This window comes from Gaetbulibacter sp. PBL-D1, assembly GCF_050509525.1.
In the GTDB taxonomy this organism is placed as follows: domain Bacteria; phylum Bacteroidota; class Bacteroidia; order Flavobacteriales; family Flavobacteriaceae; genus Gaetbulibacter_B; species Gaetbulibacter_B jejuensis.
The window spans coordinates 126,228-153,192 of sequence record NZ_JBNWKB010000006.1 but is presented as its reverse complement, the minus strand read 5'-3'; the positions used below and the strand labels follow the sequence as shown (position 1 = coordinate 153,192).

Annotated in this window: 25 protein-coding genes; 17 read left to right on the top strand and 8 right to left on the bottom strand. The window is 32.3% G+C overall.

The window, feature by feature from the left end; all coding sequences use genetic code 11:
- The 3 genes from ACQ0RB_RS06905 (at position 1) to ACQ0RB_RS06895 (ending at position 3,838) form a co-directional block, all read left to right on the top strand.
- On the top strand, positions 1–1,020 hold the full coding sequence (locus tag ACQ0RB_RS06905; protein WP_430497442.1) for a DUF368 domain-containing protein: 1,020 nt from the start codon (positions 1–3) through the stop codon (positions 1,018–1,020).
- Complete coding sequence (locus ACQ0RB_RS06900) at positions 1,013–1,750, top strand: shikimate dehydrogenase family protein (protein WP_129760433.1); 738 nt, start codon at positions 1,013–1,015, stop codon at positions 1,748–1,750. Before ACQ0RB_RS06905 ends, ACQ0RB_RS06900 begins: the two co-directional genes overlap by 8 nt.
- Before the next feature lie 87 nt (positions 1,751–1,837).
- Entirely contained in the window at positions 1,838–3,838 is a 2,001-nt protein-coding gene (locus ACQ0RB_RS06895; protein ID WP_430497440.1) for a DUF349 domain-containing protein, read from the top strand.
- Positions 3,839–4,030: 192 nt separating this feature from the next.
- On the opposite strand, the gene mazG is transcribed toward ACQ0RB_RS06895, so the two are convergent.
- From mazG to ruvX, 5 genes are all read right to left on the bottom strand, one after another.
- Positions 4,031–4,804 (bottom strand): nucleoside triphosphate pyrophosphohydrolase, encoded by a 774-nt coding sequence (gene mazG, locus ACQ0RB_RS06890; RefSeq protein WP_430497438.1) that lies wholly within the window; start codon positions 4,802–4,804, stop codon positions 4,031–4,033.
- A gap of 102 nt (positions 4,805–4,906) precedes the next feature.
- Positions 4,907–5,332, bottom strand: a complete 426-nt coding sequence (locus tag ACQ0RB_RS06885; protein WP_129760430.1) for a DUF5606 family protein — start codon at positions 5,330–5,332, stop codon at positions 4,907–4,909.
- 63 nt (positions 5,333–5,395) lie between these two features.
- Complete coding sequence (gene def / locus ACQ0RB_RS06880) at positions 5,396–5,986, bottom strand: peptide deformylase (RefSeq protein ID WP_129760429.1); 591 nt, start codon at positions 5,984–5,986, stop codon at positions 5,396–5,398.
- 112 nt (positions 5,987–6,098) lie between these two features.
- Entirely contained in the window at positions 6,099–6,695 is a 597-nt protein-coding gene (locus ACQ0RB_RS06875; protein ID WP_430497435.1) for a T9SS type A sorting domain-containing protein, read from the bottom strand.
- 114 nt (positions 6,696–6,809) lie between these two features.
- Positions 6,810–7,220 carry a Holliday junction resolvase RuvX gene (gene ruvX, locus ACQ0RB_RS06870; protein WP_430497433.1) on the bottom strand — a complete coding sequence of 137 codons (411 nt, stop codon included), beginning with the start codon at positions 7,218–7,220 and terminating at the stop codon, positions 6,810–6,812.
- A 232-nt stretch (positions 7,221–7,452) separates the two neighbouring features.
- Between ruvX and ACQ0RB_RS06865 the strand changes: the two genes are divergently transcribed.
- Together ACQ0RB_RS06865 and ACQ0RB_RS06860 are read left to right on the top strand one after the other, a co-directional pair.
- The gene (locus ACQ0RB_RS06865; RefSeq protein WP_262732628.1) at positions 7,453–8,268 is read left to right on the top strand and encodes a 2,3,4,5-tetrahydropyridine-2,6-dicarboxylate N-succinyltransferase; all 816 of its coding nucleotides are present in this window, start codon (positions 7,453–7,455) and stop codon (positions 8,266–8,268) included.
- Between the two features lie 50 nt (positions 8,269–8,318).
- Positions 8,319–9,386 carry a glycosyltransferase family 9 protein gene (locus ACQ0RB_RS06860; RefSeq protein ID WP_430497431.1) on the top strand — a complete coding sequence of 356 codons (1,068 nt, stop codon included), beginning with the start codon at positions 8,319–8,321 and terminating at the stop codon, positions 9,384–9,386.
- Here ACQ0RB_RS06860 and ACQ0RB_RS06855 read toward each other — a convergent pair.
- Positions 9,383–10,204 carry a glycosyltransferase family 2 protein gene (locus tag ACQ0RB_RS06855; RefSeq protein ID WP_131507737.1) on the bottom strand — a complete coding sequence of 274 codons (822 nt, stop codon included), beginning with the start codon at positions 10,202–10,204 and terminating at the stop codon, positions 9,383–9,385. The two genes, ACQ0RB_RS06860 and ACQ0RB_RS06855, sit on opposite strands and share 4 nt — an antisense overlap.
- A 145-nt stretch (positions 10,205–10,349) precedes the next feature.
- Between ACQ0RB_RS06855 and ACQ0RB_RS06850 the strand changes: the two genes are divergently transcribed.
- A complete protein-coding gene (locus ACQ0RB_RS06850; RefSeq protein WP_430497429.1) occupies positions 10,350–11,111 on the top strand; it encodes a glycosyltransferase family 2 protein in 762 nt (253 codons plus the stop codon).
- On the opposite strand, the gene ACQ0RB_RS06845 is transcribed toward ACQ0RB_RS06850, so the two are convergent.
- On the bottom strand, positions 11,108–11,881 hold the full coding sequence (locus ACQ0RB_RS06845) for a lipopolysaccharide kinase InaA family protein (RefSeq protein WP_430497427.1): 774 nt from the start codon (positions 11,879–11,881) through the stop codon (positions 11,108–11,110). The genes ACQ0RB_RS06850 and ACQ0RB_RS06845 overlap by 4 nt on opposite strands.
- Positions 11,882–11,984: 103 nt before the next feature.
- On the opposite strand from ACQ0RB_RS06845, the gene ACQ0RB_RS06840 reads away from it, so the two are divergent.
- The 7 genes from ACQ0RB_RS06840 (at position 11,985) to ACQ0RB_RS06810 (ending at position 18,402) form a co-directional block, all read left to right on the top strand.
- On the top strand, positions 11,985–12,902 hold the full coding sequence (locus ACQ0RB_RS06840) for a polysaccharide pyruvyl transferase family protein (RefSeq protein WP_430497425.1): 918 nt from the start codon (positions 11,985–11,987) through the stop codon (positions 12,900–12,902).
- A gap of 5 nt (positions 12,903–12,907) precedes the next feature.
- A complete protein-coding gene (locus tag ACQ0RB_RS06835; RefSeq protein ID WP_430497423.1) occupies positions 12,908–13,765 on the top strand; it encodes a glycosyltransferase in 858 nt (285 codons plus the stop codon).
- A gap of 1 nt (position 13,766) precedes the next feature.
- Entirely contained in the window at positions 13,767–14,327 is a 561-nt protein-coding gene (locus ACQ0RB_RS06830) for an L-threonylcarbamoyladenylate synthase (RefSeq protein WP_129760419.1), read from the top strand.
- Positions 14,328–14,370: 43 nt separating this feature from the next.
- A complete protein-coding gene (locus tag ACQ0RB_RS06825) occupies positions 14,371–15,789 on the top strand; it encodes a CCA tRNA nucleotidyltransferase (RefSeq protein ID WP_430497421.1) in 1,419 nt (472 codons plus the stop codon).
- A complete protein-coding gene (locus ACQ0RB_RS06820) occupies positions 15,786–16,811 on the top strand; it encodes a COX15/CtaA family protein (RefSeq protein WP_430497419.1) in 1,026 nt (341 codons plus the stop codon). The genes ACQ0RB_RS06825 and ACQ0RB_RS06820 overlap by 4 nt, the downstream gene beginning before the upstream one ends.
- 31 nt (positions 16,812–16,842) lie before the next feature.
- Entirely contained in the window at positions 16,843–17,358 is a 516-nt protein-coding gene (locus tag ACQ0RB_RS06815) for an IS1096 element passenger TnpR family protein (RefSeq protein ID WP_131507752.1), read from the top strand.
- Positions 17,359–17,436: 78 nt separating this feature from the next.
- Positions 17,437–18,402 carry a hypothetical protein gene (locus ACQ0RB_RS06810; RefSeq protein ID WP_430497418.1) on the top strand — a complete coding sequence of 322 codons (966 nt, stop codon included), beginning with the start codon at positions 17,437–17,439 and terminating at the stop codon, positions 18,400–18,402.
- A gap of 237 nt (positions 18,403–18,639) precedes the next feature.
- Here the strand turns inward: ACQ0RB_RS06810 and ACQ0RB_RS06805 are convergent, their stop codons facing one another.
- Complete coding sequence (locus ACQ0RB_RS06805; protein WP_370450272.1) at positions 18,640–19,716, bottom strand: hypothetical protein; 1,077 nt, start codon at positions 19,714–19,716, stop codon at positions 18,640–18,642.
- Between the two features lie 84 nt (positions 19,717–19,800).
- Between ACQ0RB_RS06805 and ACQ0RB_RS06800 the strand changes: the two genes are divergently transcribed.
- The 4 genes from ACQ0RB_RS06800 (at position 19,801) to ACQ0RB_RS06785 (ending at position 26,900) form a co-directional block, all read left to right on the top strand.
- Positions 19,801–20,697 carry an ABC transporter ATP-binding protein gene (locus tag ACQ0RB_RS06800; protein WP_430497416.1) on the top strand — a complete coding sequence of 299 codons (897 nt, stop codon included), beginning with the start codon at positions 19,801–19,803 and terminating at the stop codon, positions 20,695–20,697.
- Positions 20,698–20,726: 29 nt separating this feature from the next.
- The gene (locus tag ACQ0RB_RS06795; RefSeq protein ID WP_129760413.1) at positions 20,727–21,554 is read left to right on the top strand and encodes an ABC transporter permease; all 828 of its coding nucleotides are present in this window, start codon (positions 20,727–20,729) and stop codon (positions 21,552–21,554) included.
- A gap of 123 nt (positions 21,555–21,677) precedes the next feature.
- Entirely contained in the window at positions 21,678–25,079 is a 3,402-nt protein-coding gene (locus ACQ0RB_RS06790) for a T9SS type B sorting domain-containing protein (protein WP_430497414.1), read from the top strand.
- 36 nt (positions 25,080–25,115) lie between these two features.
- A complete protein-coding gene (locus ACQ0RB_RS06785) occupies positions 25,116–26,900 on the top strand; it encodes a gliding motility-associated C-terminal domain-containing protein (RefSeq protein WP_430497413.1) in 1,785 nt (594 codons plus the stop codon).
- The last annotated feature ends 65 nt before the right edge of the window (positions 26,901–26,965 follow it).

Genomic DNA, 26,965 nt, shown 5'->3' with positions numbered 1-26,965 from the left:
ATGCAAAGCACCAGAACTTTTAAAGACAAACTCTTTCTGGTCATTAAAGGACTAGCAATGGGAGCCGCAAATAAGGTACCTGGTGTATCTGGTGGTGTGGTTGCTTTTGTTGCAGGGTTTTATGAAGAGTTTATATACTCACTTCAAAAGGTAAACAAAACAGCTTTTAAACTTTTATTCAACGGTAGGTTTAAGAGTTTTTACAATTACATAAACGGTCGGTTTCTTACCTTACTCCTTTTTGGGATGTTGGTAAGTTATTTTAGCGTATCCAAAATATTGGATTACTTCCTGGAGCATTATCAGCTTTTTGTATGGAGTTTGTTTTTTGGGATGATTATTGGCTCCATTTATTATATTAACAAAGATTTTAAAGACTGGAATTATAAAACAATACTCTCTTTAATTGTAGGTATTGCCTTAGGTGTTGGTATTAGTTTTTTAGATCCAGCTAAAGAAAATGACAATCTTTGGTTTGTATTTTTCTGTGGAATCATTAGCGTTTCAGGAATGACACTTCCTGGATTTTCTGGCTCTTTCATATTAATTCTCTTAGGAAATTACGTATTACTTCTAGTGGACTCCGTTAATGCTTTATATGATACTTTTTCTGAAATATTTAGCGGCAATTTTGAGTTTGTTCACGATGCAAATAGAATAAGAATGCTAAAAGTTTTAGGAGTGTTCACTTTAGGCTCAGTTACTGGATTAGTAACATTTTCGCACATACTTAATTACATTTTAAAACATTATAAAAGCATTACCACAGCAACAATAATTGGTTTTATTATTGGCTCTCTTGGTGTTGTTTGGCCTTGGAAAGAGGTTGTTTACAAACAAAACGCTTCAGGTGATTTTATTTTAGACTCTACTGGACAAAAAATTATAGAAAACTACACACGATTTATTCCTGAACTTAACAACGAAACATACATTGCAATTATGTTTGTTTTAATAGGAATTTTAATAGTTTTGGCGTTGGAATGGTACGGACAAAAAACCAGAAAGATAAATGCATAAATTAGGATTAGTAGGTAAGAATATTTCCTATTCATTTTCCAAAAAATATTTCACTGAAAAATTTGAAAATGAACGACTTCCGTTTGAATACGAAAATTTTGACATCAAAGCAATTTCTGAATTAAAAGATATTATTGCTTCCAATAAAAAGTTAGTAGGATTAAACGTAACTATACCTTACAAAGAGGCTGTAATTCCTCTATTAGACGATATTAACAAAAGAGCGAAAAAAATTGGAGCTGTAAACACTATAAGAATTTCTCCTAAAGGTAAACTTAAAGGCTACAACACGGATTATTACGGATTCAAAAAATCGTTACAACCTTTATTAAAACCTCATCATACTTCTGCTTTAATTTTAGGAACAGGTGGAGCTTCAAAAGCTATAGCATACACGCTTAAAAAATTAAAAATAGATTTTGATTATGTGTCTAGAACTCCAAAATCTGGAGTTAAATTTTTGTATTCAGATTTAACCGATCAAATCATAAGCTCATACTCAATTATTATTAACTGTACTCCTGTTGGAACTTATCCTGATGTTAACACATGTCCTGATATTCCTTACGATGGCATCACATCTAACCACATACTTTACGATTTAATCTACAATCCTGATCAAACAAAGTTTTTAACCTGTGGTGACATAAAAGGTGCACAAACTTGTAATGGTTATAAAATGCTAGAGCTACAAGCCGAAAAAGCTTGGAAAATTTGGAATCTTAAATAAAGTACCAAAATTTCTATTCCTTTTTGTAATTCAGTGACTTGTTAGTATATTAGCTTTTTAAGTATTTAGAACTAAAAACATTGTAAAATGTCAGAGAAAGATAACCTGCAAAATGCAGATGGAAACGAAGAAACAAAAGCTACTGCAAACCAAGCTACTGAAAGTACTGGAGCTGAAACAACTCAAGATGCTACGTCATTAGAAAACCCAACAACTGATGAGAATACTAATTCTACTTCAGAACAGGTTGAAACTAATGAGGAAACCAAAACTGAGACTGTTGAAGAAAAATCCAACTCTCATGTAGATGAAATTGACGAGTCTAATGCCGAAGATGCTGAAGACGAAAGCAATAGTGATAGGCACACACTAGAAGAAAAAGACTACCACGCCATGTCAATGGAGCAGTTGGTAAAAGAATTTGACAGTTTACTTAAACAACAAAAAGTTCAAACTATAAAATCTCATGTTGATGAGATAAGATCTGAATTCAATGCTAAATTCAGTGAACTTCTTGAAGAGAAAAAAGAAGAATTCATTAACGATGGTGGTAATGAAATAGACTTCAAGTACTCTACTCCAACAAAAAAAGAGTTCAATTCACTTTATAAAGAGTATAAAAATAACCTAAACGCTTACTACAAAAATCTAGAAAGCAGTTTAAAATCTAACCTAGAAAATCGTTTAAGAATTATTGAGGAAATTAAGGGACTTATTAATGTTGAAGAAAATATAAACACAACATACAAGCACTTTAAAGAACTACAAGAAGAATGGCGAAATGCTGGTCCGATTCCAAGAGACAAATACAATAACGCTTGGAATACATACCATCACCATGTTGAAATTTTCTATGACTTCCTGCATCTCAATCGTGATTTGAGAGATATGGATTTTAAACACAACTTGGATCAAAAACTTAAAATTATTGAGCGTGCTGAAGAACTTGCAAAAGATGACAACGTAAACAGAGCGTTTAGAGAATTGCAAGTGCTACATAAAATGTGGAAAGAAGACCTTGGTCCTGTTGCTAAAGAACATCGAGAAGACATTTGGGATCGATTTAGCAATGCAACTAAAACCATACATGATAAACGACAAGCGTATTATGCCGATTTAGATAAGGCCTATGAAGCTAACTTAGAGCGTAAAGAAGAAATTATCGCTAAAATTGATGCAGTAGCTCAAGACAATGCCAACACACATCAAGCATGGCAAAAGAAAATAAAAACTATTGAAGCCTTAAGACAAGATTTCTTTAATGCTGGAAAAGTACCAATTAAAGTTAATGAAGCTACTTGGGCAAAATTTAAAGCATCAGTAAGAGCTTTTAACAAAAAGAAAAATTCCTTTTATAAAAACTTAAAAAAGGAACAGTATGATAATCTTCAGAAAAAGCTAGACCTAATAAAAATTGCTGAAGACAATAAGGACAGTGAAGACTTTGAAACTGTAACGCCTTTAATGAAGAAAATTCAAAGTGACTGGAAAAAAATTGGGCATGTTCCAAGAAAAGACAGTGACAAAATTTGGCACAAGTTTAAAGCTGCTTGTAATCATTACTTTGATAAACTTCACGCTGAGCGTAATGCTGCTAATAAAGAATTATTTGAAGCCTATGAAATGAAGTCAAAGTTTTTAGAAGCCTTAAAAGATTTAAAATTATCAGGAACACCAGAAAGTGATATTGAAACTTTAAAAGCTAAAATAGACGAGTGGAAATCATTAGGCAATGTTCCTCACAGCAAACGTTATATTGAAGGAAAGTTCAATAAGGCTTTAGATGACATGTTCGGTAAACTTAAAATGGATAAGACCGAAATTGAAATGATTAAGTTTGAAAATAAACTTGAAGCCTTATCACAACCAGATGATACTAGACTTCTTGATAATGAACATAATTTTATTCGTAAAAAAATAGACGAAGTAAAAGGAGAAATCAACCAACTAGAAAACAATCTTCAGTTTTTCTCTAATGTTGATGAAAGCAACCCTATGGTAAAAGATGTTTTAAACAATATTGAAAACCATAAAAACAATCTGAGCATTTGGGAAGAAAAACTTAGAAAGCTTAAGGATATGTATTAAAAATCAAATCCTACCTGCTAAAAACAGGTAGGATTGTGACCCCTAACTAAACTAAATTTTGAATCTTAATCACATCCGCTTAAAATATAATTAAGACTACCTACTTATGATTATGAAACTATAATTTCAAGTTTCTATCTGTATTATATACGTATTATCTTACATGTTTGGATTACGCAACCTAAAAAAAAGTTATATTTTTTTTGCTTCTTCCCAATAAACGTCCATTTCTCTTAGGCTCATGTCCTGTAAACTTTTGTTTAGTGACTTCGCTTTTTCTTCTAAATATTGAAATCTTTTAATGAATTTTTTATTGGTTTTCTCTAAAGCATTCTCAGGATTAATTTTTAAAAACCTTGCATAGTTTATTAAAGAAAATAAAACATCTCCAAACTCGTTCTCCATATTTTCTTTATTTCCACTATCTACTTCATGCTTCAATTCTTGGATTTCTTCCTCAACTTTTTCCCAGACTTGATGAGGCTCTTCCCAATCAAAACCTACTCCAGCAACTTTATCTTGTACTCTACTCGCTTTTACCATTGCTGGTAAACTTCTTGGAACACCTTCTAATACGCTTTTCTTTCCTTCTTTTAGTTTTAACTGTTCCCAATTGCGTTTTACATCTTCTTCATTATCGACACTTACATCTCCATAAATATGTGGATGACGATCAATAAGCTTATCGCAAATGCTATTACAAACGTCAGCAATATCAAAATGGTTGGTTTCGCTTCCTATTTTTGAATAAAATACAATATGTAAAAGTACATCACCTAGCTCCTTTTTTACTTCATCTAAATCATTATCCAAAATAGCATCACCTAACTCATAAACTTCTTCAATGGTTAGGTGTCGTAAGGATTCCATAGTTTGCTTTTTATCCCATGGACATTGCTCACGCAACTCATCCATAATGATTAACAAACGCTCAAATGCTTTTAGTTGTTGGGTTTTATCTGTCATGTTTTGATGATATTAAGACCCAAAAATACGATTAATAGCTATTTAGTAAAGCATGTATTACTACATGTTTATTAAAACATATTAACCAAAAAATGTAAGTTGTTATTCTTCTTCTTCAGAAGTTGAATCTTCAAGAGCTTCAAGGTTTTCCAACAGGTTGTGTTGGTGAAGTAAATTGTACCATTGTACAATCTTTTTTATGTCGCTTGCATATACTCTATCTTCGTCATAGTCTGGTAAAACTTCAAAGAAATATTCTTCTAAAGCATCTTTACCATCTTTATGACTTACTGATGTAGTTTGCCCGTTTTCTTTCTCTTTTATTTTAAGAAACACTTTGTATAGTGGCAATTCTTCTGATAGTGTATAAATAGCTATTTCACTAAGTACACTTACATTGCTGTGTATGTTAACTGATAGTCTTTTTTTATCAATTAATGATTCGGCAATTAATCCTCCACGTGTTTGCGTTACTATTTTAAATAATCCAGGTTTTCCAGAAATAGAAAGAATTTTATCTAAACTCATGTGTTAAACAGGCTTTTTTTGTTGTGGGCAAATATAATTTTTTGTGAATAAGAATTAAAACTATTAACGTTTCTTTTTCATTAAAGGAAACTTCATTTTATAGTCAATCTTTATTTTTCCTTTTGATATGTTAGCTAGCTTTCCTTTTATAAGTCGCTTTTTAAATGACGATAACTTATCAGTAAATAAAACACCTTCAATATGGTCGTATTCATGCTGAATAACTCTCGCAATTAAACCATCAAACTCTTTGACATGTGTTTCAAAATTTTCGTCTTGATATTGTATCTTTATTTTTGGTTGTCTAAACACATCTTCTCTTACATCTGGAATACTTAAGCAACCTTCGTTGAAAGCCCATTCATCACCTTCTTCTTCTAAAATTTTAGCGTTTATAAAAGTTTGTTTAAAAGCTTTTAATTGTTGCTTTTCTTCTTCAGTATGCGATTCATCTTCTGAAAACGGTTCAGTATCTACCAAGAACAAACGTATTGGCAACCCTATTTGTGGTGCTGCCAAACCTACACCATACGCACCATACATAGTATCGTACATATTATCAATAAGTTCATTAAGATTAGGATAATCTTTAGTAATCTCTTCTGCTTTTTTTCTTAAAACAGAATCGCCATAGGCAACAATAGGTAAAATCATAAATTCTTATTTTCGGATGCAAAAATACAATTCTTATGCCTTTTTTGAAGTTTTTAAGCACAAAAAAACTCCTTACATGGTAAGGAGTTTAATATTTGAGTTTGAATTTTTTTTATCTCATTACTACAACCTTCTTTGAAATAGATAGATTGTTAGATGTAATTTGAACCATATAAATACCGTTAGGTAAATTAGAAATACTTAAAGGTTTTACACTTAAGTTATCAGTATTTTCAGCTAAAACCAGTTTTCCTGTTACTGAATATATATTAATACTTGCCGAAACATTAGATTGAAACTTTACGTTTAATGTATTTCCAGTAGTTACTGGGTTTGGAAACACTCTTAAAGAATTAAAAATTGCTTCAACTTGTTTTATCGATAATGTTTCGTTAGTAAGTGTTCCGTCAGTGTATTCGCAAGTTGCATAACCAAAATCAGCAGTAAAAGTGTTTGGTGGAGCAACTGGGTCTCCAGATGTTAATCCATAAATAGAATACTCGTCATCACAACTAGATAGTGTAAAAACACTAGCTCCTACATTTACAGTAGTTGGTCTGTTCTCACATAGAGAAGTTCCTGAGTCATAAAAGAAATACAATGAAGATCCATTAGAGAATCCTGTTGGAGGGCAAGATTGCGCGTTTACTTTATTAAAACCAAATAGGCCTATTATAAGTAATAAAAATAAATAGTAGTTGTTTTTCATAGTTTGGGGTTTTAAATAATTACCAAGCCAAACATATATCTCAGGAGCAAATGCCTAAAATAATTTAGTTGAAATACCTTAATTTACTGATAAAATACACTTTACAGCCCTATTTTATCTCGAATATAGATAACTTTGAAGTATTATTGTAGCACTAATTTCATCTACTAAGGCTTTATTTTTTCGTTGTTTTTTAGTTAACCCACTATCTATCATGGTTTGAAACGCCATTTTAGAAGTAAAACGTTCATCAACTCTTGTAAATGGTATATCAGGAAAAGTCTTCTTAATCTTATCAATAAATGGTTTAATAGCTACCTCACTTTCAGAGGCTTCATTATTTAAACGCTTAGGCTCTCCAATAACAAATAGCTCTACAGATTCATTAGAGACATACTCTTTTAAAAAAGCAAACAAGTCTTTAGTTTCAACAGTTGTTAACCCAGAAGCTATAATTTGCAACTCATCAGTTACAGCTATTCCTGTTCTTTTAGTACCAAAATCTATTGCTAAAATTCTTGCCATATTGATTGCAAAGGTAACATAATAAAAAACTCTCCCTTTATAAAAAGGAAGAGTTATTAAAATAATTAGCTATTAATTAACTGATGATTTAATTTCCCTCTAACTAAACAAAACCACTCATTAATCATTTTTAAGACACACACAAAACGGATAGGTCACATATTATTTTTATTTTTTTCTCTTAAAATTATAGAACTATCTTTGTAGCTAGTTTAAAACTTAAATTATACCAATGACAGAATTACAAACCATTATTGAAAATGCTTGGGAAGACAGAGCACTTTTAAAAGACCAAAACACAATTGACAGCATTAGAAAAGTAGTTAACTTACTAGACGCTGGAGAATTAAGAGTTGCCGAACCTACCGCTAACGGTTGGCAAGTTAACGAATGGGTTAAAAAAGCTGTGGTATTGTATTTCCCTATTCAACAAATGGAAACGCTAGAAGTTGGTATTTTTGAGTTTCATGATAAAATTCCTTTAAAACGTAACTACGCTGAAAAAGGCATAAGAGTAGTACCACATGCTGTAGCAAGACATGGTGCTTATATTTCATCTGGCACTATATTAATGCCTAGTTATGTAAACATTGGTGCTTATGTTGATGAAGGCACTATGGTTGACACCTGGGCAACAGTGGGTAGTTGCGCTCAAATAGGAAAAAACGTTCACCTTTCGGGTGGTGTTGGTATTGGTGGAGTTTTAGAACCTTTACAAGCTGCTCCTGTAATTATTGAAGATGGTGCATTTATTGGTAGTCGTTGCATAGTTGTTGAAGGCGTTCGTGTTGAAAAAGAAGCTGTACTTGGTGCTAATGTTGTACTGACTATGAGTACAAAAATTATTGATGTTACAGGAGATGAACCTGTTGAAATGAAAGGTATTGTTCCTGCACGTTCAGTTGTTATTCCTGGAAGTTATACCAAAAAATTTGCTGCTGGCGAATACCAAGTGCCATGTGCATTGATAATTGGTAAGCGTAAAGAAAGTACTGATAAGAAAACTTCTCTTAATGATGCTTTAAGAGAGTACGACGTTGCTGTGTAAATTTAAACTGAGTTAGTGTTTCTGCTAATGATTTTTAGAAAACTTAAAGTTTGAAAGTTTTAATCATTCAACAAAAAATGATAGGTGATGTTTTGGCAACAAGCATTTTGTTTGAGGCTATAAAGCAAAAATATCCTGATGCTGAAGTGCATTATGTTATCAACTCTCACACCTATCCTGTTGTTGAAAACCATCCTTTTATTGATAAGTTTCATTTTTTTACACCCGAACTCGAAAAAAGCAAGCTAAAACTATATCAATTTGCGAAACAGCTAAAAAAGGAACATTATGATGCTGTAATAGATGTTTACTCTAAAATATCTAGTAATATAATAAGTTATTTTACGAAAGCTAAAATCAGAATTTCATTAGACAAAGGTCCTAACGCATTAATTTACAATCATCTTTTTAAAAATAAATTGAAAGCTGATACTAATGCAGGATTAGCTATAGAAAACAGACTGCAATTATTAACGCCTTTAGGAATTGACTCTTTACATATTGTTAGACCAAAAATTCATCTTACTGATTCTGAAAAGCAAAACGCTAAAGACTTTTTACTCGGTCATGATATTAGCTTAGAAAAACCTTTATACATGATAGGCGTTTTGGGAAGTGGTAGCTCCAAAACATATCCTTTTGAGTATATGGCAAAAACGATAGATACTATTGTTAATGAGCAACCTGAAGCTCAACTATTATTTAATTATATCCCTAAGCAAGAAGCTGACGCCAAAGCTATTTATGAGTTGTGTAATGCTCAAACCAAAACGCAAATCTATTTTGAAGTGTTTGGAAAAAGCTTGAGAGATTTTTTAGCAATAACTTCTCATTGCGATGCTTTAATAGGTAACGAAGGTGGTGCAATTAATATGGCCAAAGCGTTACACATTCCAACGTTTACTATATTTTCTCCATGGATAAAAAAAGAAGCTTGGAATATGTTTGACGATGGTAAAACCCATGTTTCGGTTCACTTAAAAGATTATAATCAAGAGCCTTATTTAAACATAAAACATCCTAAGGAATTAAAATCTAAAGCTGCAGAATTATACTCTCAATTTAAACCAACGTGTTTTGATGAAGAATTAAAAACGTTTTTAAAACAATTAAATTAACCTTTCTTAATTCCGTACTCAGTCCACTTTAGGTTTTCTTTTTTCACTTTAGCTCTAATGGCTAAATTACGATCTAGCGACTCTTGCGTTTTATAACCTCTAGCATGATCCAAATGTAAACAAATGGCTTTGTAGCGTATTTGCTTTGTTTTAATTCCATTATTAACTAGGCGTTCTCCCAATTCTCTATCAGGCCCACCATATTGCATGCGTTCGTCATAACCATTAATGGCAATTAAATCGGTTTTCCAAGCAGAAGAATTACAGTTATTAAATGTTGCTCCTGTTGGTGTTATCTTATCCATAAAATCAGCATATCCATTTTTAGCAGAAAGCTTCAACTTGTTTTTCCAGTTAAGTTCTCCTTGAGATTTTAACCATTTTACTTCAAAACAACGTTTTGATTTAATATCATCTTCAGCTATGGTTTCGCTAATATCCATTGGTAATTTGCAATAACCACCAGATAAGAAATACCCTTCTTCAGCAAATTTAGCATGCGTTTCTACAAAGTCTTCTCTTGGAATACAATCACCATCAGTAAATAGGATATACTCGTTTTTTGCCATTACAATGGCTTCATTTAATATTTTTTGGCGTCTATATCCTTTATCTTCATGCCATGCATGAGTGATTTCTACAGGATAATCTGCTTTAAACCTATCAATAAGCTCTTTGGTTTCATTAGTAGAGCCATCATCAGCAATTATAATATCAAAATCCTTATAGGTTTGCACACTATAACCATAAAGTACTTTCTCTAACCAATCAGTTTTATTGTACGTAGCGATTATAACTGTTATTTTAGGAAATGCCATTTAATTGGGTTTTTCTTGTATAATTAATTGGTGCAAATATAAGCAAATAGTATACATTATATTTTGAAAAAGGGGTTTTAAAACTATTGATATGGCTATTGAATAATTACAAAATACGTACTTTTACAACATCAATATTTTTTAAATGATAAAACTATCTGGTGTAATAATTACGTTTAACGAAGAACGCAAAATTGAAGAATGTCTTCAATCGTTAAGCAATGTAGTTGATGAAATAGTAGTTGTAGATTCGTTTTCGACTGATAACACTAAAGCTATTTGCGAAAAATTTAACGTAAGGTTTATTGAACAGAAGTTTTTAGGCTATATCGAACAAAAAAACTTTGCTATTGCGCAAGCAAAACATGACTACATTGTTTCTCTTGATGGTGACGAAGCCCTATCTGATAAGTTGCAACAATCTATTTTAGATGTAAAATCGAATTGGAAATATGATGGATATTACAGCAACCGTTTAAATTGTTTTTGTGGTCAATGGATAAAGTACACAACATGGTATCCTGATAAAAAATTGCGTGTTTTTGACCGAAGAAAAGCAAAATGGTCTGGTATTAATCCGCATGATAGAATTGCCCTAACTGATAAAAACAATAAGGTAGGTTTTTTAAAAGGAGACATACTGCATTGGAATTATAACACCTACTCGGAGTACAATAAAAAAGTAGAATTATTTACCTCAATTTCGGCTGAAGCCTATTATAAATTAGGAAAAAAAGCACCTTTATATAAAATACTTTTTAATCCAACTTGGGCATTTTTTCAATCTTACTTTTTAAAACTTGGATTCTTAGATGGATTTAATGGTTTTTTCATTTCAGTACAAACCGCCAATACGCGTTTTTTAAAGTATTCAAAACTACGCAGCCTATACAAGCAAAATCGTTAGCGTTTTTTCTTCCTCCAAAAAAAGTATTTCTTTTTAAAAGCTTCTTTCTTTTTAAACCCTGAAGAAAATTTTTGAGAGTAAAAGTACATGCGTTCTCTAACTTCATCACTAGGCTTATTCATTAGTTTAGCATACTCATCACTTATTATATCTAACATATAATCTTTTGGAGACAAGCGTGCAAAATTAGCTAAACGCTCTTGATAGTTAAGTGTTTTAAAATCCATTCGGTTAAGGTCTACTAAATAAAACTCATAACCAGAATTGGTCTTTTTTATAAGTGTATTTCCTGGAGAATGATCTAAAAAATGAATTCCCTTTTCGTGCAAGTCATAGGTAAATTGAGTAAATTGTCTTAATATGTTTTCGTAATCCTCATATTTAGGCTCATCAATAAGTTTTCTTATAGTGAAATCATATTTTAACTGCTCACTAATGTAATAGCTTCTTCCAAATGTAAAAATAGATTTATACTCTACAAATGCTACTGGAGTTGGTGTTAAAACACCCATTTTAAGCAACTGCTTCGCGTATAAAAAAGAACGTTCAGCTTTACTTTTTCTAAAAAAACGATAGACAATTTGGTTAACTACATTAGGGTTTTTAAAGGACTTAATATTGTACTCTACATCATCAATTGTTATCTTTTTAATTTTATTTCTAGAACCGTAACCTATTAATTTCCCTTCGTGGTCAAAATTATCAATTGCCTTAAGAACTTTTTCCTTATTCAATTTTGAGTTATCTGCCAATACTATTGTAATTCCCATAAACCTGCTCAATAATTTCGTATTTTTATATAAGAGTATAAAAGTAACATATAATCATAAAGTGTTTAATACTTTTATATAATTTATTTACTTTGCCAATTGTATGAGCTACCTTAATTTTTTCAAGAAAAAACTATCTCACTTTGAGAGAGCGCGCAATAAAAAAGAAGTTATTGAGCGAATAGTTTCCAATCCGTATCAACACAATAACGATGTTGTTAACCTACATAGATTAGACCCAAACAATGTTGGCGACTTTTACTGTGCACCTCATCATTACTTTGATGAACTAAAAGGAAAAGCTCTCGATTTGTTTGATTACAAAAATAATGACGATAGCGTTAGAGACAATTGGCACAAGACTATTTGCGAAAATGCTCTTATTATTGGAGGAGGTGGATTGCTAAACCGACCAGGTTTTAACATGCACATGAATATGCTTGAAAAACTATCTCAAACCGATAAAAAAATTGTGTTTTGGGGAGTTGGTCATAATAGCAAAAGCTCAAAACTTTACGGAAAACAAATTAAATACAATATTACACCTAGCAATTACGGTTTAGTAGGTGTTAGAGATTATGGCAGGACTGAAGAATGGGTACCTTGTGTAAGTTGTATGCATCCTATTTTTGATACTTCGTTTGATGAAACTAGAGAAATTGGTATTGTTTTTCATCAAAAAACACTCAGAAACAAAAAGGTTATTTCAAAATTTTCAGACTTTGAAAGTATAGCAAACAACTCCACTTTTGAAGCAATGGTTGAGTTTATAGCTTCATCAAACATAGTTTTAACCGATAGCTACCATGCTATGTATTGGGCAATGTTGTTCAATAAAAAAGTTATGGTGTTTCCTAATTCAACCAAGTTTTACGATTTTAAATACCAACCTGTTATTTCAACCTTTTCAAACTATAAAGACGATTTAAACAAACTTCAATCCTATGATGGAGTTCTAGAAGAATGTCGAACAGTTAATAATGCATTTGCTGAAAAAGCATTTAATTACTTAAACTTATAACACCAATGTTTGAGCATTTCTTAATCACAAGATTTAACCTTACTAATCCTGATTGGACCACAACAAAAAACAATGAGTTATTGCTCAATGACTCTTGGATGGAACAACGCATATGGTTGTTTAAAAGTTTTTGTCTACCATCAGTTGTTAATCAAACCAACAAAAACTTTACTTGGTTAATTTTTGCTGATACAGCAACAAAATCTGATTATAAAACCATACTGAATGATTTGGTTAAAGACCATGACTTTATTCGATTGGAATATATCGATGGTATGGCAAAATTTCAAAGTTCAATAAACGCTATAGTTTCTAAAATGTCGCAAGGCAAAAATCATATCATTTCAACCAGAATTGACAATGACGATGCTATACACAAAGATTTTATTAGTGAAATTCAAAGCCAATTTAATTCACAAAAATATCTTGTTATTGATGTTATTAAAGGGTACTCCTTACAAATAAAACCTCAAATAATGCTCGGAAAAAAGGAGCATATTTTCAATCCTTTTTTAAGCTTAATTGAAGAAAACAACAACCCTAAAACCATTTGGCATAATAGTCATACCGATTGGAAAAATGAAACACGTATTAAGTACTATACAAAAAAACGCTTGTGGATAGCTATAATACACGACAAAAACAAAATAAACAACTTTAATGGTTACGGAAATATAAACTGGAAAAACTTATCAAAGGAGTTTATTCTTTCTGATGAAATGAGCAACACTATATTAAATAATGCCATTGATAAAAGCCAATGGAGAAAATTGAGTTTAAAAAACCGCATTATCGTAAAGTACAAAGTGTTAAGCAAAATTTTCAAAAAGAGTATTGGCGTTTATAAACTAAAATCTAAGTAACATGACTGATGAAATTAACTCAGCACTAAAAGTTTTAAAACAAGGAGGTATTATCCTTTATCCTACAGATACGGTTTGGGGAATTGGTTGCGATGCTACCAATTACGAGGCCGTTGAAAAAGTTTTTAAACTTAAACAACGTGCCGAAAGTAAGGCTATGATTTGTTTAGTTAACGATTTTAAGATGCTCAATCAATATATCGAAGATGTACCAGAAGTAGCTTATGATATTTTAAAATACGCTGCAAAACCTACTACAATTATTTACGACAGACCATTGCGTGTTGCTGAAAATTTAATTCCAAAAGACAATACACTAGCCATAAGAGTTGTTCGTAAAGGGTTTGCCAATGCATTGGTTAAAAAACTTAGAAGACCTATTGTTTCAACATCTGCTAATATTAGTGGACAACCTACACCAAAATCGTTTAAAGAAATAAGCGAAGACATTTTAAAAGGTGTGGACTATGTTGTAAATTTGCAAAATGTAAAATCAGCATCAAAACCATCTGCAATTATTAAATTAAGTAACGATGGTGCTGTAGAAGTTATAAGAAAATAATTTTCTACAAATAACAGCATTTGGTGTTTGAGATTATATGAGTATGAATTACAAGCAAGCACTTCAACACCCAATATTCGAGATTGTTTCCCAATCGGCTAAAGAACTTAATTTAGATAGCTACGTTATTGGTGGTTATGTACGAGATTTTCTACTCAAAAGAGATTCAAAAAAAGATATTGACATTGTAGCTATAGGAAGCGGAATAGAACTTGCTAAACAAGTTGCTAAAAACCTTCCTAACAACCCAAAAGTACAGGTTTTTAAAACCTATGGTACTGCTATGTTGCGTTATGACGATATTGAAGTTGAATTTGTAGGAGCTCGTAAAGAAAGTTATAACGAAGACAGTAGAAATCCTGTTGTTGAAAATGGCACCTTGCAAGACGACCAAAACCGTCGTGATTTTACCATTAATGCTTTAGCGCTTAATTTATCTCAAGAACATTTTGGTGAATTACTAGATCCTTTTAATGGTGTAACCGATTTAGAGAACAAGTGTATAAAAACACCTTTAGATCCTGATATCACTTATAGTGACGATCCTTTAAGAATGATGCGTGCCATACGTTTTGCAACACAATTAGATTTTGAAATTGAAAAAAAGTCTTTGCAAGCCATTTCTAAAAACAGTCATAGAATACAAATTATAACTAACGAGCGCATTACTGTTGAGCTTAACAAGATTTTGGAAAGCAAAACACCTTCTATCGGTTTTTTACTTTTAGAAAAAACTGGATTGTTAGAGCGTATCTTACCTGAACTAACCGCTTTAAAAGGTATTGACGAAGTTGAAGGACAACGTCATAAAGATAATTTTTACCACACTCTTGAGGTTGTTGATAATATTAGCAAATATACCGACAACCTATGGTTACGTTGGGCTGCATTATTACACGACATAGGAAAAGCACCTACCAAACGCTTTAGTAAAAAAGTGGGTTGGACTTTTCATGGTCACGAGTTTGAAGGTTCAAAAATGGTGTATTATTTATTTAAAAGACTTAAAATGCCATTAAATGACAAAATGAAATTTGTTCAAAAAATGGTATTAATGAGCTCTAGACCTATTGTGTTGGCAAATGAAGAAGTTACCGATTCGGCAGTACGTCGTTTGGTATTTGATGCTGGTGATTATGTAGACGATTTAATGACGCTTTGTGAAGCTGATATTACCACCAAAAACCCTAAAAAGTTTAAAAAATATCACAACAATTTTAAAATTGTTCGCCAAAAGATAGTTGAAGTTGAAGAACGCGACCATATAAGAAACTTTCAACCTCCTATTTCAGGAGAAGAAATCATGCAAACTTTCAACTTAAAGCCTTCTAAAGAGATAGGAATGATTAAAGAGACCATTAAAGAAGCTATTCTTGATGGTAAAATTCCTAATGAATATGAAGCAGCTTATCAATTAATGTTAGATAGAGGTGTACAGTTAGGTTTAACAATTCAAAAATGAAAACACATTTCAATACTATAGCAAAAGTAACCTTAGTCCTAACCTATTTAGTTATAATAGCAGGAGCTGTTGTACGTATGACAGGTAGCGGAATGGGTTGTCCTGATTGGCCTAAATGTTTTGGATACTACATTCCTCCTACTGAAAAGGTTCAATTGGAATGGCATGCTAACCACGATTACAAAAAAGGTCAAGTTATTATTGTTGACGAAACTTTACAAGTAGCTAAAAGTAGTTTTACGTCTTCCAATGAGTTTATAAAAACCAATTGGGACACCTATACAAAACATGATTATGCAGTATTTAATCCAACTCACACATGGGTTGAATACATTAATAGATTATTTGGTGCACTTGCTGGCTTAGCAACTTTAGTCATGGCATTTGCATCTTTAAGGTATTGGAAACGCAACAAAAGTATTACGCTTCTATCGTTTTTTACTGTTTTTGCAATGGGCTTTCAAGCTTGGTTAGGAAAAACCGTAGTCGATTCAAACTTAGCACCTTTAAAAATTACTATTCACATGGTAATGGCATTAGCAATAGTAGCTGTAATGCTCTACATAATCTTTAAAACCAAACAAAGTAACACGTCCTTTACATTCAACACACAATTTAAAAACGCATTAATTGTAGCGTTAGCTTTAACTTGTATTCAGGTAGTTTTAGGAACTCAGGTAAGAGAATTTGTAGACCATCAAATAAAAGCTCTAGGAGAAGGCAATGCCTCAAACTGGTTAAACAATCCTACCACAAGTTTTTATATTCACAGGTCATTTTCTATACTTGTATTATTAGTTAATGGCTACTTATTGTTACTACTTAAAAAACACCAATTGCATTACAAAAAAGTATATTGGGTATTAGGTATTTTATTGGTTGAAATTGCTTCAGGAATTGCCATGGCAAACTTTAGTTTTCCATTTGGTTCACAAACCTTACACCTCATATTAGCTAGTATATTATTTGGAATTCAATTCTACTTAATATTAGAAGCTACAAACGCTAAAAACAAAGCCTAAACTTTGTAACTTTGCACATTATTGAACATTTATGATTTACAGATTTAGAATAATACTTGACAACGATACAGAAGACGACGTATTTCGTGATTTAGAAATTCGTGAAGATGACACACTAGAAGACCTTCATAACATTATAACCCAATCTTTTGGTTTTGATGGCTCTGAAATGGCTTCTTTTTACCTAAGTAACGATACTTGGGAACAAGGTGAAGAAATCTCTTTGTTTGATATGAGTGATGGTGTAAACCCAGTAAAATTAATGAACACAACATTAATTAACGATGTGGTACACGAAGCGCAAACCAAATTGATTTACGTCTATGACTTTTTGAGTATGTGGACCTTTTTTGTAGAGCTTGCTGAAATAGTTGATGAAGCTGAAGGTTTTGACTACCCTAACCTTATGTTTGTACATGGACAAATCCCTGACCAAGCACCTGACAAAAACTTTGAAGCTGAGGATTTTGATGACTTTAATGAGTTTGATGACGACCTTGATATTGACGACTACGAGAGTCTAGATTTTGATGAAAACTGGAATTAATTTTCCAATTTCCTAAATTTTTTACGCAACCATTCGGTTACTTTTTCATCTAAAGAGTATAACTCTAAATTATTTATTATGAAAAAGCAACCTATTTTTAAATTAGTATTACTAGTATGTATTGGTGTATTGGCACTTAACTGTACCAATGATGATGACAACCAAAACAACATTCCTGCTGATACCTACACATCACTCTCTAGTTTAGTTGAAGCTTTAAAAGAAGAACCTCAATCTCATGACATTACAGACCCATCTGTTGCTACAGTAATTACTGGAGACGATGGTACAATATTCAACATTGGACCAAATACATTTACTGATGATGATAACAATGTTATTACCTCTCCTGTTGTCGCTAAATTATCAGAGTATCTTACATTAGATAAAATGTTTCTTAACAATGTGCAAACCTCAAGCAACGGTCAGTTATTGATTACAGGAGGAAGTTTTAACTTAACCTTTGAAGATGAAAACGGAAACCCTGTAAATGCAAATCCGTTTAACATTCAAGCGCAAATGACTATTCAAACAGATACTACTGGCTTAGGATTGACTGATATGGATTACTACGTAGGATCTGTCGTTACACAAGATGGTAGAGAAGTTGTAAACTGGACTTTAAACGGAAACAACGAAAACTGGTTTGGTGAAGGATATTTTAATGTTTTTGGACTAGAACAAGGTCTATCAAACTGTGATGTGCTTTATGATATGGCTGGTGAAACGGCAACTCAGTTTGAAGTTTCAGTGTCTGATGTTACTGATTACTCTCAAACTACAGTATGGATGTTTATTGAAGACTTTCCTTCAGTTGTTATGATTACAAGTTTAAATGATGCTGAAACTGCTTTAGAAACTTATGCTGGCTCAATTCCTCTTGGTTTAAATGCAACTTTGCTTGCAATTACTATTGATGAAAACAGCTATTTAAAGTTTGGTAGTTTACCTATTACTGTTGAAGGCGATGACACTTTTAACGTTACTGTTGACTATGGCACAACTGAAGAACTTACACAATTGGTAAGCTCTATTGTAAACTAATATAAGTGTTGAAAATATAAATTTAAAAGCATCCTCTTTGGGATGCTTTTTTTGTTAGAAAAAACCATTGATTGAACCAAATTAATTTCAAAAAGTCAGTTCGAGTGGTTTTTGATAGAAAAACCGTATCGAGAACTATTTAAAAAAGACTAAAATTCTTATTCTCGATACATATCGACTATAAACGTCGATATACTCGAATTGACAGAATTTAGTCAAAACACAACCAACAATAGGCTAGAAAAAGTTTTTCATGTTCATTCCTTGATAGTTTCGTTTTACAAAGGCTAGAGCGTTTTTCATAATGTCTCCCATTGTTTTACTCTTCTTAAATTCAATATCTAGTGTATAATCATAAATTTGCTCTCGAAGCAGTTTTATATGCTCAGGAATTGATATTGTATCGTCTTGCATACAATCTAGCAACTCCACTATTCTATCATGATAACTAATCATTCGACGTGCAACAATTGAGCGTTCTTCAATTTTATACTGCTCAATAGATTCTTTTTGAATTTTCTCGCGCACCAACTCTACCATTTTAAAATTCTCTTTAAAAAATTGGGGCCTGTACACATTAAACTTACCTTCATAACTCTGTTGGTCAAAATCGATAGCTCTAATTTTAAAAACCACATGATCAAAATCGTGTGTTGGTACAATTACATAGTTGTATGATCTCATATCACCAAGTAATCTAATCATACAACGTTCGTTAAACTTTACAAACTCTTTAGCTATTTGCGATTTTTCAGAAGCAGTACATTCTGGCAACATGTTTTTAATAAACTCATCACCAGGAATACCAGCAATATGCTCTTCTATCAATGTATTTTTATAAACTAAAAAGTTAAGGTTATAAGGTGAAAGCATATGCTCAAACTCTAGTCCATACACACGAGAAGCATCGGCTTTTTTTACATAAAAATAGGTGTAGTTATCGTTGAGTATATTTCTAATTTTTACTCTAAAAGGCTTTGAGTTCCCGAAGGTGCAAAAGTCAATAGCATCAACACTTAGGTACTTAAAAATACTTTCATTACCATCAGAAATTAAAATAGAATACACACGCTTTAAGCTTAAATCTATTTCTTCGCGTTCAAACTCGTTATAGTACACACGAATCCAAAGTGTGTCTTCGTCATTCTTATCATAAACCACTACCGAACCTTGAAAACGCAATAGGTCTTCATAAAAAATAGGTAAGCGAATATTCCTGTTATAGTCTTGTAAATAGTTATGTAACTTACTATTTATTGGGTAAGATGGTTTCTTTTTCGATATCTTTAAGTCGTCCATAGCATTTAAAATCATTACTAATTTAATGTTTTATAAAATACCATGTAACAATAAGCGGTAATACTCGTCATATTTTTAACTAATCAATCATATTATATTTTGGAACAAATATTAACAATCAACAATCTCACCAAGAAATTTGGCTATTTAACTGCTGTAAAAGACCTTTCTTTTACCATAAATAAAGGTAATGTTTACGGAATTTTAGGACCTAACGGAAGTGGAAAATCAACCACTCTAGGTATTGTACTTAACGTAGTTAATAGAACTTCAGGACAATTTAGCTGGTTTGATGGTAAAACATCTACACACGAAGCACTTAAAAAAGTAGGCGCTATTATTGAGCGTCCTAATTTTTACCCTTATATGACTGCACAACAAAACCTAAAACTGGTGTGTAAAATTAAAGGTGTTGACTATGCAAAAATTGATGAAAAGCTTGAAATTGTTGGTTTACTAGACAGAAAAGACCATAAATTTAGAACCTACTCTTTGGGTATGAAACAACGTTTAGCAATCGCATCAGCATTGTTAAACGATCCTGAAATATTAATACTAGACGAACCTACCAACGGTCTTGACCCTCAAGGAATTCATCAAATTAGAGAGATTATAAAAAAAATTGCTTCAAATGGCACTACAATTCTTTTAGCATCTCACCTTTTAGATGAAGTTGAAAAAGTGTGCTCTCATGTAGTAGTACTTAGAAAAGGTGAAAAACTATACTCTGGTCGTGTTGACGAAATGATTAACAGTCATGGCTTTTTTGAGTTGAAGACAGATAAAGAAGATGAATTGGTTAAACTACTTGAAAGCGATACTTCTTTTGGTAAACTAAAGATTGATAACGGATTAATTACTGCGTTTTTAAACCAACCAATGGATGCCTCTTCCTTTAACAAGCTCATGTTTGAAAAAGGAATTGTGTTATCACACTTGGTAAAACGTAAAGAAAGTTTGGAAGAACAGTTCTTACAATTAACAGACAACAACTAATCAAAATCAATCAAAAAAACACAGTATCCATGTTACGACTTATAAATTTAGAATTACAGAAACTTTGGCTAAACCGAACAAGCAAAGTATTAATTTTTGTATCGTTCATCCTGCCATTTACAGTACTCGTATTATCTTCAATTAAAATAAACTTTTTCGGATTTTTCACTTTAGAATTAGGTGAACTTGGTATTTTCAACTTCCCTATCATTTGGCACATTACCACATTTTTCGCATCGCAATTCAAGTTTTTCTTTGCAATAGTTGTGGTAAGTATGATAGGTAATGAATACAGCAACAAAACCATAAAACAAAACCTTATTGATGGACTAAGTAAAAAAGAGTTTATCTTATCAAAGTTCTACACTATTGTATTCTTTTCTCTAGTAGCAACATTACTTATTGGTTTGGCGTCGTTTTGTATAGGTATGTACTACTCTAGCTATACTGAAGCCTCTATAGTTTTTAGAGAAACTGAATTTTTACTCGCCTATTTCGTGAAATTAGTAGGATTCTTTAGTCTATGTTTATTCTTTGGTATGCTAGTAAAACGCTCAGCTTTTGCTTTAGGGTTTTTATTTGTACTCTATATTGTTGAATGGTTAATTTTTTGGGGAGCTTATGAAGTTTTAGGAACAGCAGATTCAGCATTTAAAGTAAAAAACTTTTTACCGCTAGAGTCCATGTACAAACTTATTGACCAACCAGTACAACGTATAGTAATGACAAAGTTTCCTGAAAAGACCGAAATCGCATATGACTATGCAGTGCATTGGTATGAAATTGTTACTGTAATAGGTTGGACTGCTCTATTTGTCTTTTTATCGTACAGATTATTAAAAAAGCGAGATTTGTAATATCTTTAGTGATTCAGTATTTGTATATACTTCTTGTTAACTCAACTTTAAATTTCTAAAGTTTTAATAGGATTTTCAGTTTTTAACTTGTTGTATATACAAACGCTTTATCACTAATATTTCATGAAAAAGAACATCTTATTACTCTGCTTTAGCATTTACTGTACATTAAATATGTACTCCCAAAACGAAGCTGCAAATTGGTATTTTGGAAAAAATGCAGGTTTAAGATTTAACACAACTACTGGTACTGTTACAGCTGTTACCGATGGACAATTAAACACTTTAGAAGGTTGTACATCCATTTCTGATACTGATGGTAATTTACTGTTTTACTCTGATGGTAGAACCATTTGGAATGCCAATCATTTACCAATGCCCAACGCAAGTGAAGCATTTGGAACAGGACTTAAAGGTGATGATTCTAGTACGTCTTCTGGATTGATAGTACCAAAACCTCAAGATTTAAATCAGTACTATATTTTTACTGTTGATGAGCCTCATCATTTTAATTCATCAGCATTTCCTAACCAACAAGATGGAGATGGTGTAAATGATGGTTTAATGTATTCTTTGGTTGATATGACTTTAGAAGGAGGTTTAGGTGATGTCGACCCATTAGAAAAAAACGTTCCTCTAATTACCTATGACACTACAAACCAAACCGAATCTGAATTTAAATGTTCTGAAAAAATAACCGCTGTAAAAGCTGATGATTGCTTCTCCTTTTGGGTAATTACTCATTTTGTAGATAAATTTTATGCTTTTAAAGTAGACCAAAACGGTGTTAACACTACTCCTGTAGTATCCACTGTAGGACCTGTAGTTCCTGCCGAAGGTTATAGAAGAAATGCTTTAGGTTACTTAAAAGCATCTCCTGATGGCACAAAACTAGCAGTGGCACATCATGGGTTTGCTACTGTGCTTCAAGGCGAAACAGGTGGTGGTGTTTACTTATTCGATTTTGATAATGACACAGGTGTGGTTTCTAACCCACTAACACTTTTTGGTCAAGAAAATAATGATAGTCCTTATGGTGTTGAGTTTTCGGCTGAAAATAGAAAAGTATATGCAACCATTAGCGATGGTATTGCTGGTAATGGCTCTAGCCATGTATTACAATGGGATCTTGAAAGCACAGATATTCCTGGTTCAATGACAGTTATTCATTCGTCAAATTCTTTTAGTGCTGGCGCATTACAACTTGGGTTAGATAAAAGAATTTACAGGGCTCAAGTTAGTTTTGCTAATATAAATGGAACTGGAAGACATATTGGAGTGATTCAAAACCCTGAAGCTGATGGAAACGCAGCTGGTTATAACGAAACAGGTGTTTTACTAGATATTAATGGCAGCTTTCAAAACTTAAGTCGTATAGGCTTACCACCTTTTATTCAATCGCTTTTTAATAGTCAAATAGATATTATTCAAAATGGGATAAGCACTACAGAACTTTTACTCTGCGATGGTGATAGTTACACACTTATTGCCGAAGACGTTGCTGGAGCAACCTATAATTGGTCTAAAGATGGTGTACCGCTTACTGAGACCACTTTTGAGCTTTTTGTAGACACACCAGGTTTTTATGAAGTATTTATTGAACCTAACAATGGTGAATGTCCTATTGAAGGTGAAGCTATTGTAAGTTACCACGACATTCCATTTGCAAGCCAACCAGACGATATGGTGATGTGTGACATTACTGAAACTTCAACTTTTGACTTCACACAACAAGATGCACAAGCATTAGACACGCAAGATGCTACTGAATATAATGTACACTATTATGCTTCTCAAGAAGATGCTGATAATAATGAAAATGAAATTATAGGTTTGTACAACAACACTTCTAATCCACAAGAAATTTTTGTTCGTGTTGATAATGCATCTAATCCTAATTGTTATGCAACCTCTTCGTTTTTTATAGAAGTATTTATTACACCACAAATAGAAACTTTAGAAGATATTACAGTTTGTGATGAAGATTTTGGAGGAAATGTAATGGATGGTATAACAACTTTCGATTTATCAACATTGTACACTGACATTTATGGTAGTCAAGATCCAGCTTTATACACCATAACATTTCATTCCTCGCAATTAGATGCTGACGATAATTCAGACGCTTTAAATACAGACTACACTAATACAACGCCTTACAGTGAAAATATTTTTGTTAGAATTGAAAATAACATCAATCCTGATTGTTACAGTACTGGAAGTTTTACTTTTATGGTAAACGATGCTCCTGAAGTTGTTAATTCAACCATAATCCAATGTGATGAAGATGGTATTCCTGAAGGATTTACAATCTTTAATATTAATCAGATTTTTGATGATATTACTGCAGGAGCAGCGAACCGAACTATAAATTACTATCTTTCAATGAATGATGCCGAAGGCAATACAAATGAAATTGATGGTAATGCGTTTGAAAACTTTTTCAACCCTCAATTGGTATATGCCAAAGTAACCGATGAAATTACTGGTTGCTATAACATTGCTGAAGTTACATTAGAAGTCAGCACAACTTCAGCAAACAACACTACAATAGAGGCATGTGATGACGATGGAACTGAAGATGGTTTTTATGCTTTTACATTAAACGATGCCAATGAAGCTGTCTTAAGTGGTTTACCTGATGACTTGGAACTTAGCTATTACGAAACCTATGAAGATGCGTTGCTAGAAACAAATGTACTATCAAATACATTTACTAATACTATAGCTTATTCTCAAACAATTTATGCTAGAGTTGAAAATTCAAATGCTTGCTATGGAATAAGTGAAGTAGAATTGGTGGTGTTTGAACTTCCAAATATTCAAACCGAAGCAGAAACTATATATTGCCTTAATTTTTACCCTGAAACCATAACACTAACAGGTGGTCTTATTGATGATTTACCTAATAATTATTACTACGAATGGTCAACAGGTGAAACCACCACTACAATTGAAGTTAACGAACCTGGAACTTATACTGTGCGTGTTATAAATACTGATGGATGTTATAAAGATAGAACCATTACTGTACTACCATCAAACATTGCTACTTTTGACAATATAGAAGTTATTGATGCCACACAAAACAATATGGTTACTGTTTTTGTATCTGGTGAAGGCGATTATGAATATGCAATAGATAATCCTGAAGGTCCTTACCAAGACAGCAATGTATTTGATAATGTAGATGCAGGTTTGCATACCATATATGTAAGAGATAAAAACGAATGTGGTATTGTAGATGAGCTTATTTCGGTAATAGGGTTTCCAAAGTTTTTCACACCAAATAATGATGGTTACCACGATTATTGGCAAGTTTATGGTCTTTCAGAAGAATTTCAGCCTCAAAGTGTTATTTATATTTTTGATCGTTATGGTAAATTGTTAAAAGAATTAGACCCTGTTAGTCCTGGTTGGGACGGAACATATAATGGGTTTCCTTTGCCTTCAAGCGATTATTGGTTTCATGTTACCTTAGAGGATGGAAGAGTGTTTAAAAGTCATTTCACTTTAAAACGCTAAATCCGATTGAGCCAGTTAATGTTCAAAAAAGTCATGATGATAAGGGTAACCCAACTCATATTACTTTTCTTTCTTTTTTATAATCCTACTACTGTTTTGGGTCAAGATGTTGAGTTATACCAACAGTTTAACGGCAGATACGATTACACTGCTATAGGAAACACATTAAACTTAGCCGAAAATGGAACAGGAGCTGATTGTATAATTTCAACAGAATCTTCAGCTACTTTATCTTTAAACGCAAATCAAACTATTGTTGCTGCTTACTTATATTGGGCAGGTTCAGATACTGGTGATTATAACGTATCACTAAATAACAATCCTGTTACTGCTGAACGCACTTTTAGTGACGCCTTAGATGCCAACAGAGTGTTTTTTGCTGCATTTGCTGATGTAACCACTTTAGTACAAAGTATTGGTTCTGATGAATATACTTTGTCAGATTTAGACATACAATCTATAATTTCACCATATTGTCCTACAGGAACTAACTTCGCAGGTTGGGCAATTACTATTATTTATGAAGACGATAACCTACCTTTAAACCAATTGAATGTGTATGATGGTTTACAAAGCGTACCTGATATATTAACTATTACTTTAGACAACCTAAATGTATTGGATAATGAAAATGCAAAAATTGGTTTCATTGCTTGGGAAGGCGACCGCTCATTAGCTGTTAATGAACAACTAACTATTAATGGAAATATTATAGGAAACCCGCCACTCAATCCTATCAATAATGCTTTTAATGGTACGAACAGTTTTACTGGAGCGTCAGACCTATACAATATGGATATTGATGTTTACAATATTCAAAATAACATATCTATTGGTGATACTTCGGCAACTATTCAACTTACATCTGGTCAGGATTTTGTTATGATAAACAACATCATTACGGTTTTAAATAGTCAGCTACCTGATGCAACAATAAGTCTTGACAATTATATCGTGGAATGTGGCAATAGAAACATTGAAATTGAATACACTGTCAATAATTTCAACAGTACAGACGTACTTCCTAACAACACTCCTATTACATTTTATGCTAACGAAATAATCGTAGGACAAAGTGCGACATTAAATACTATTGAAATTAACGAATCGGAAACCAACTCCATAGTTTTAACCATTCCTGAAACTGTTGGAGAGGATTTTATTTTAACGCTTTCAGTTGATGATATTGGTGACAACTCAGGTATTGTGGTTGAAACAAATGAAGACAACAACACCTTTGAGCAAACCATCAATTTACTTGTTGCTCCTCCTATTGAAACTTTGCCTGAAACCTTGCTCTGTGACGAAGGTTTTAACTCTGCAACATTTAATCTCAATGAAATTTTTCAGCAATCAATAAACATTAATAACAATGTAGCGTTTTACACTAGTCTTCTAGATTTACAAAACCAAGAGAACGAAATTTTTGACCCAACAGCTTACAACAATATTACAAATCCTGAAACTATTTATGCAAGAGTTGAAAGTGATCCTTGTTATGATAGTTACAGTTTTGATGTGTTGGTAGAAAACTGTCCACCATACATTCCTGATGGTTTTTCACCAAATAATGATGGTCCTAACGATTGGTTTAATATACAAGGTCTATATGATATTTTTGAAAACCACAAACTGCTTATCTACAATCGTTATGGCACTTTAATATTTGAAGGAGATAATTCCAAACCTTGGGATGGACAAGCCAACAGAGGCATTAATAATCTTGGTAAAATATTACCTGTTGGCACCTACTACTATGTACTTCATTTAAACGACCCAAACTACAAATCTATGGCTGGTTGGGTCTATTTGAACTACTAAATGTTAATATTTTGTGTATTTCGTCGTATTTTTTTGCATTTCATCCTTGATTGATTTAGTTTTCA

Bases quoted from the DNA above. Each gene is read 5' to 3' on its own strand.
- ACQ0RB_RS06905 (WP_430497442.1), top strand. From the start codon at position 1: ATGCAAAGCACCAGAACTTTTAAAGACAAACTCTTTCTGGTCATTAAA.
- ACQ0RB_RS06900 (WP_129760433.1), top strand. From the start codon at position 1,013: ATGCATAAATTAGGATTAGTAGGTAAGAATATTTCCTATTCATTTTCC.
- ACQ0RB_RS06895 (WP_430497440.1), top strand. From the start codon at position 1,838: ATGTCAGAGAAAGATAACCTGCAAAATGCAGATGGAAACGAAGAAACA.
- mazG (WP_430497438.1), bottom strand. From the start codon at position 4,804: ATGACAGATAAAACCCAACAACTAAAAGCATTTGAGCGTTTGTTAATC.
- ACQ0RB_RS06885 (WP_129760430.1), bottom strand. From the start codon at position 5,332: ATGAGTTTAGATAAAATTCTTTCTATTTCTGGAAAACCTGGATTATTT.
- def (WP_129760429.1), bottom strand. From the start codon at position 5,986: ATGATTTTACCTATTGTTGCCTATGGCGATTCTGTTTTAAGAAAAAAA.
- ACQ0RB_RS06875 (WP_430497435.1), bottom strand. From the start codon at position 6,695: ATGAAAAACAACTACTATTTATTTTTATTACTTATAATAGGCCTATTT.
- ruvX (WP_430497433.1), bottom strand. From the start codon at position 7,220: ATGGCAAGAATTTTAGCAATAGATTTTGGTACTAAAAGAACAGGAATA.
- ACQ0RB_RS06865 (WP_262732628.1), top strand. From the start codon at position 7,453: ATGACAGAATTACAAACCATTATTGAAAATGCTTGGGAAGACAGAGCA.
- ACQ0RB_RS06855 (WP_131507737.1), bottom strand. From the start codon at position 10,204: ATGGCATTTCCTAAAATAACAGTTATAATCGCTACGTACAATAAAACT.
- ACQ0RB_RS06850 (WP_430497429.1), top strand. From the start codon at position 10,350: ATGATAAAACTATCTGGTGTAATAATTACGTTTAACGAAGAACGCAAA.
- ACQ0RB_RS06845 (WP_430497427.1), bottom strand. From the start codon at position 11,881: ATGGGAATTACAATAGTATTGGCAGATAACTCAAAATTGAATAAGGAA.
- ACQ0RB_RS06840 (WP_430497425.1), top strand. From the start codon at position 11,985: ATGAGCTACCTTAATTTTTTCAAGAAAAAACTATCTCACTTTGAGAGA.
- ACQ0RB_RS06835 (WP_430497423.1), top strand. From the start codon at position 12,908: ATGTTTGAGCATTTCTTAATCACAAGATTTAACCTTACTAATCCTGAT.
- ACQ0RB_RS06830 (WP_129760419.1), top strand. From the start codon at position 13,767: ATGACTGATGAAATTAACTCAGCACTAAAAGTTTTAAAACAAGGAGGT.
- ACQ0RB_RS06825 (WP_430497421.1), top strand. From the start codon at position 14,371: ATGAATTACAAGCAAGCACTTCAACACCCAATATTCGAGATTGTTTCC.
- ACQ0RB_RS06820 (WP_430497419.1), top strand. From the start codon at position 15,786: ATGAAAACACATTTCAATACTATAGCAAAAGTAACCTTAGTCCTAACC.
- ACQ0RB_RS06815 (WP_131507752.1), top strand. From the start codon at position 16,843: ATGATTTACAGATTTAGAATAATACTTGACAACGATACAGAAGACGAC.
- ACQ0RB_RS06810 (WP_430497418.1), top strand. From the start codon at position 17,437: ATGAAAAAGCAACCTATTTTTAAATTAGTATTACTAGTATGTATTGGT.
- ACQ0RB_RS06805 (WP_370450272.1), bottom strand. From the start codon at position 19,716: ATGATTTTAAATGCTATGGACGACTTAAAGATATCGAAAAAGAAACCA.
- ACQ0RB_RS06795 (WP_129760413.1), top strand. From the start codon at position 20,727: ATGTTACGACTTATAAATTTAGAATTACAGAAACTTTGGCTAAACCGA.
- ACQ0RB_RS06790 (WP_430497414.1), top strand. From the start codon at position 21,678: ATGAAAAAGAACATCTTATTACTCTGCTTTAGCATTTACTGTACATTA.
- ACQ0RB_RS06785 (WP_430497413.1), top strand. From the start codon at position 25,116: ATGATAAGGGTAACCCAACTCATATTACTTTTCTTTCTTTTTTATAAT.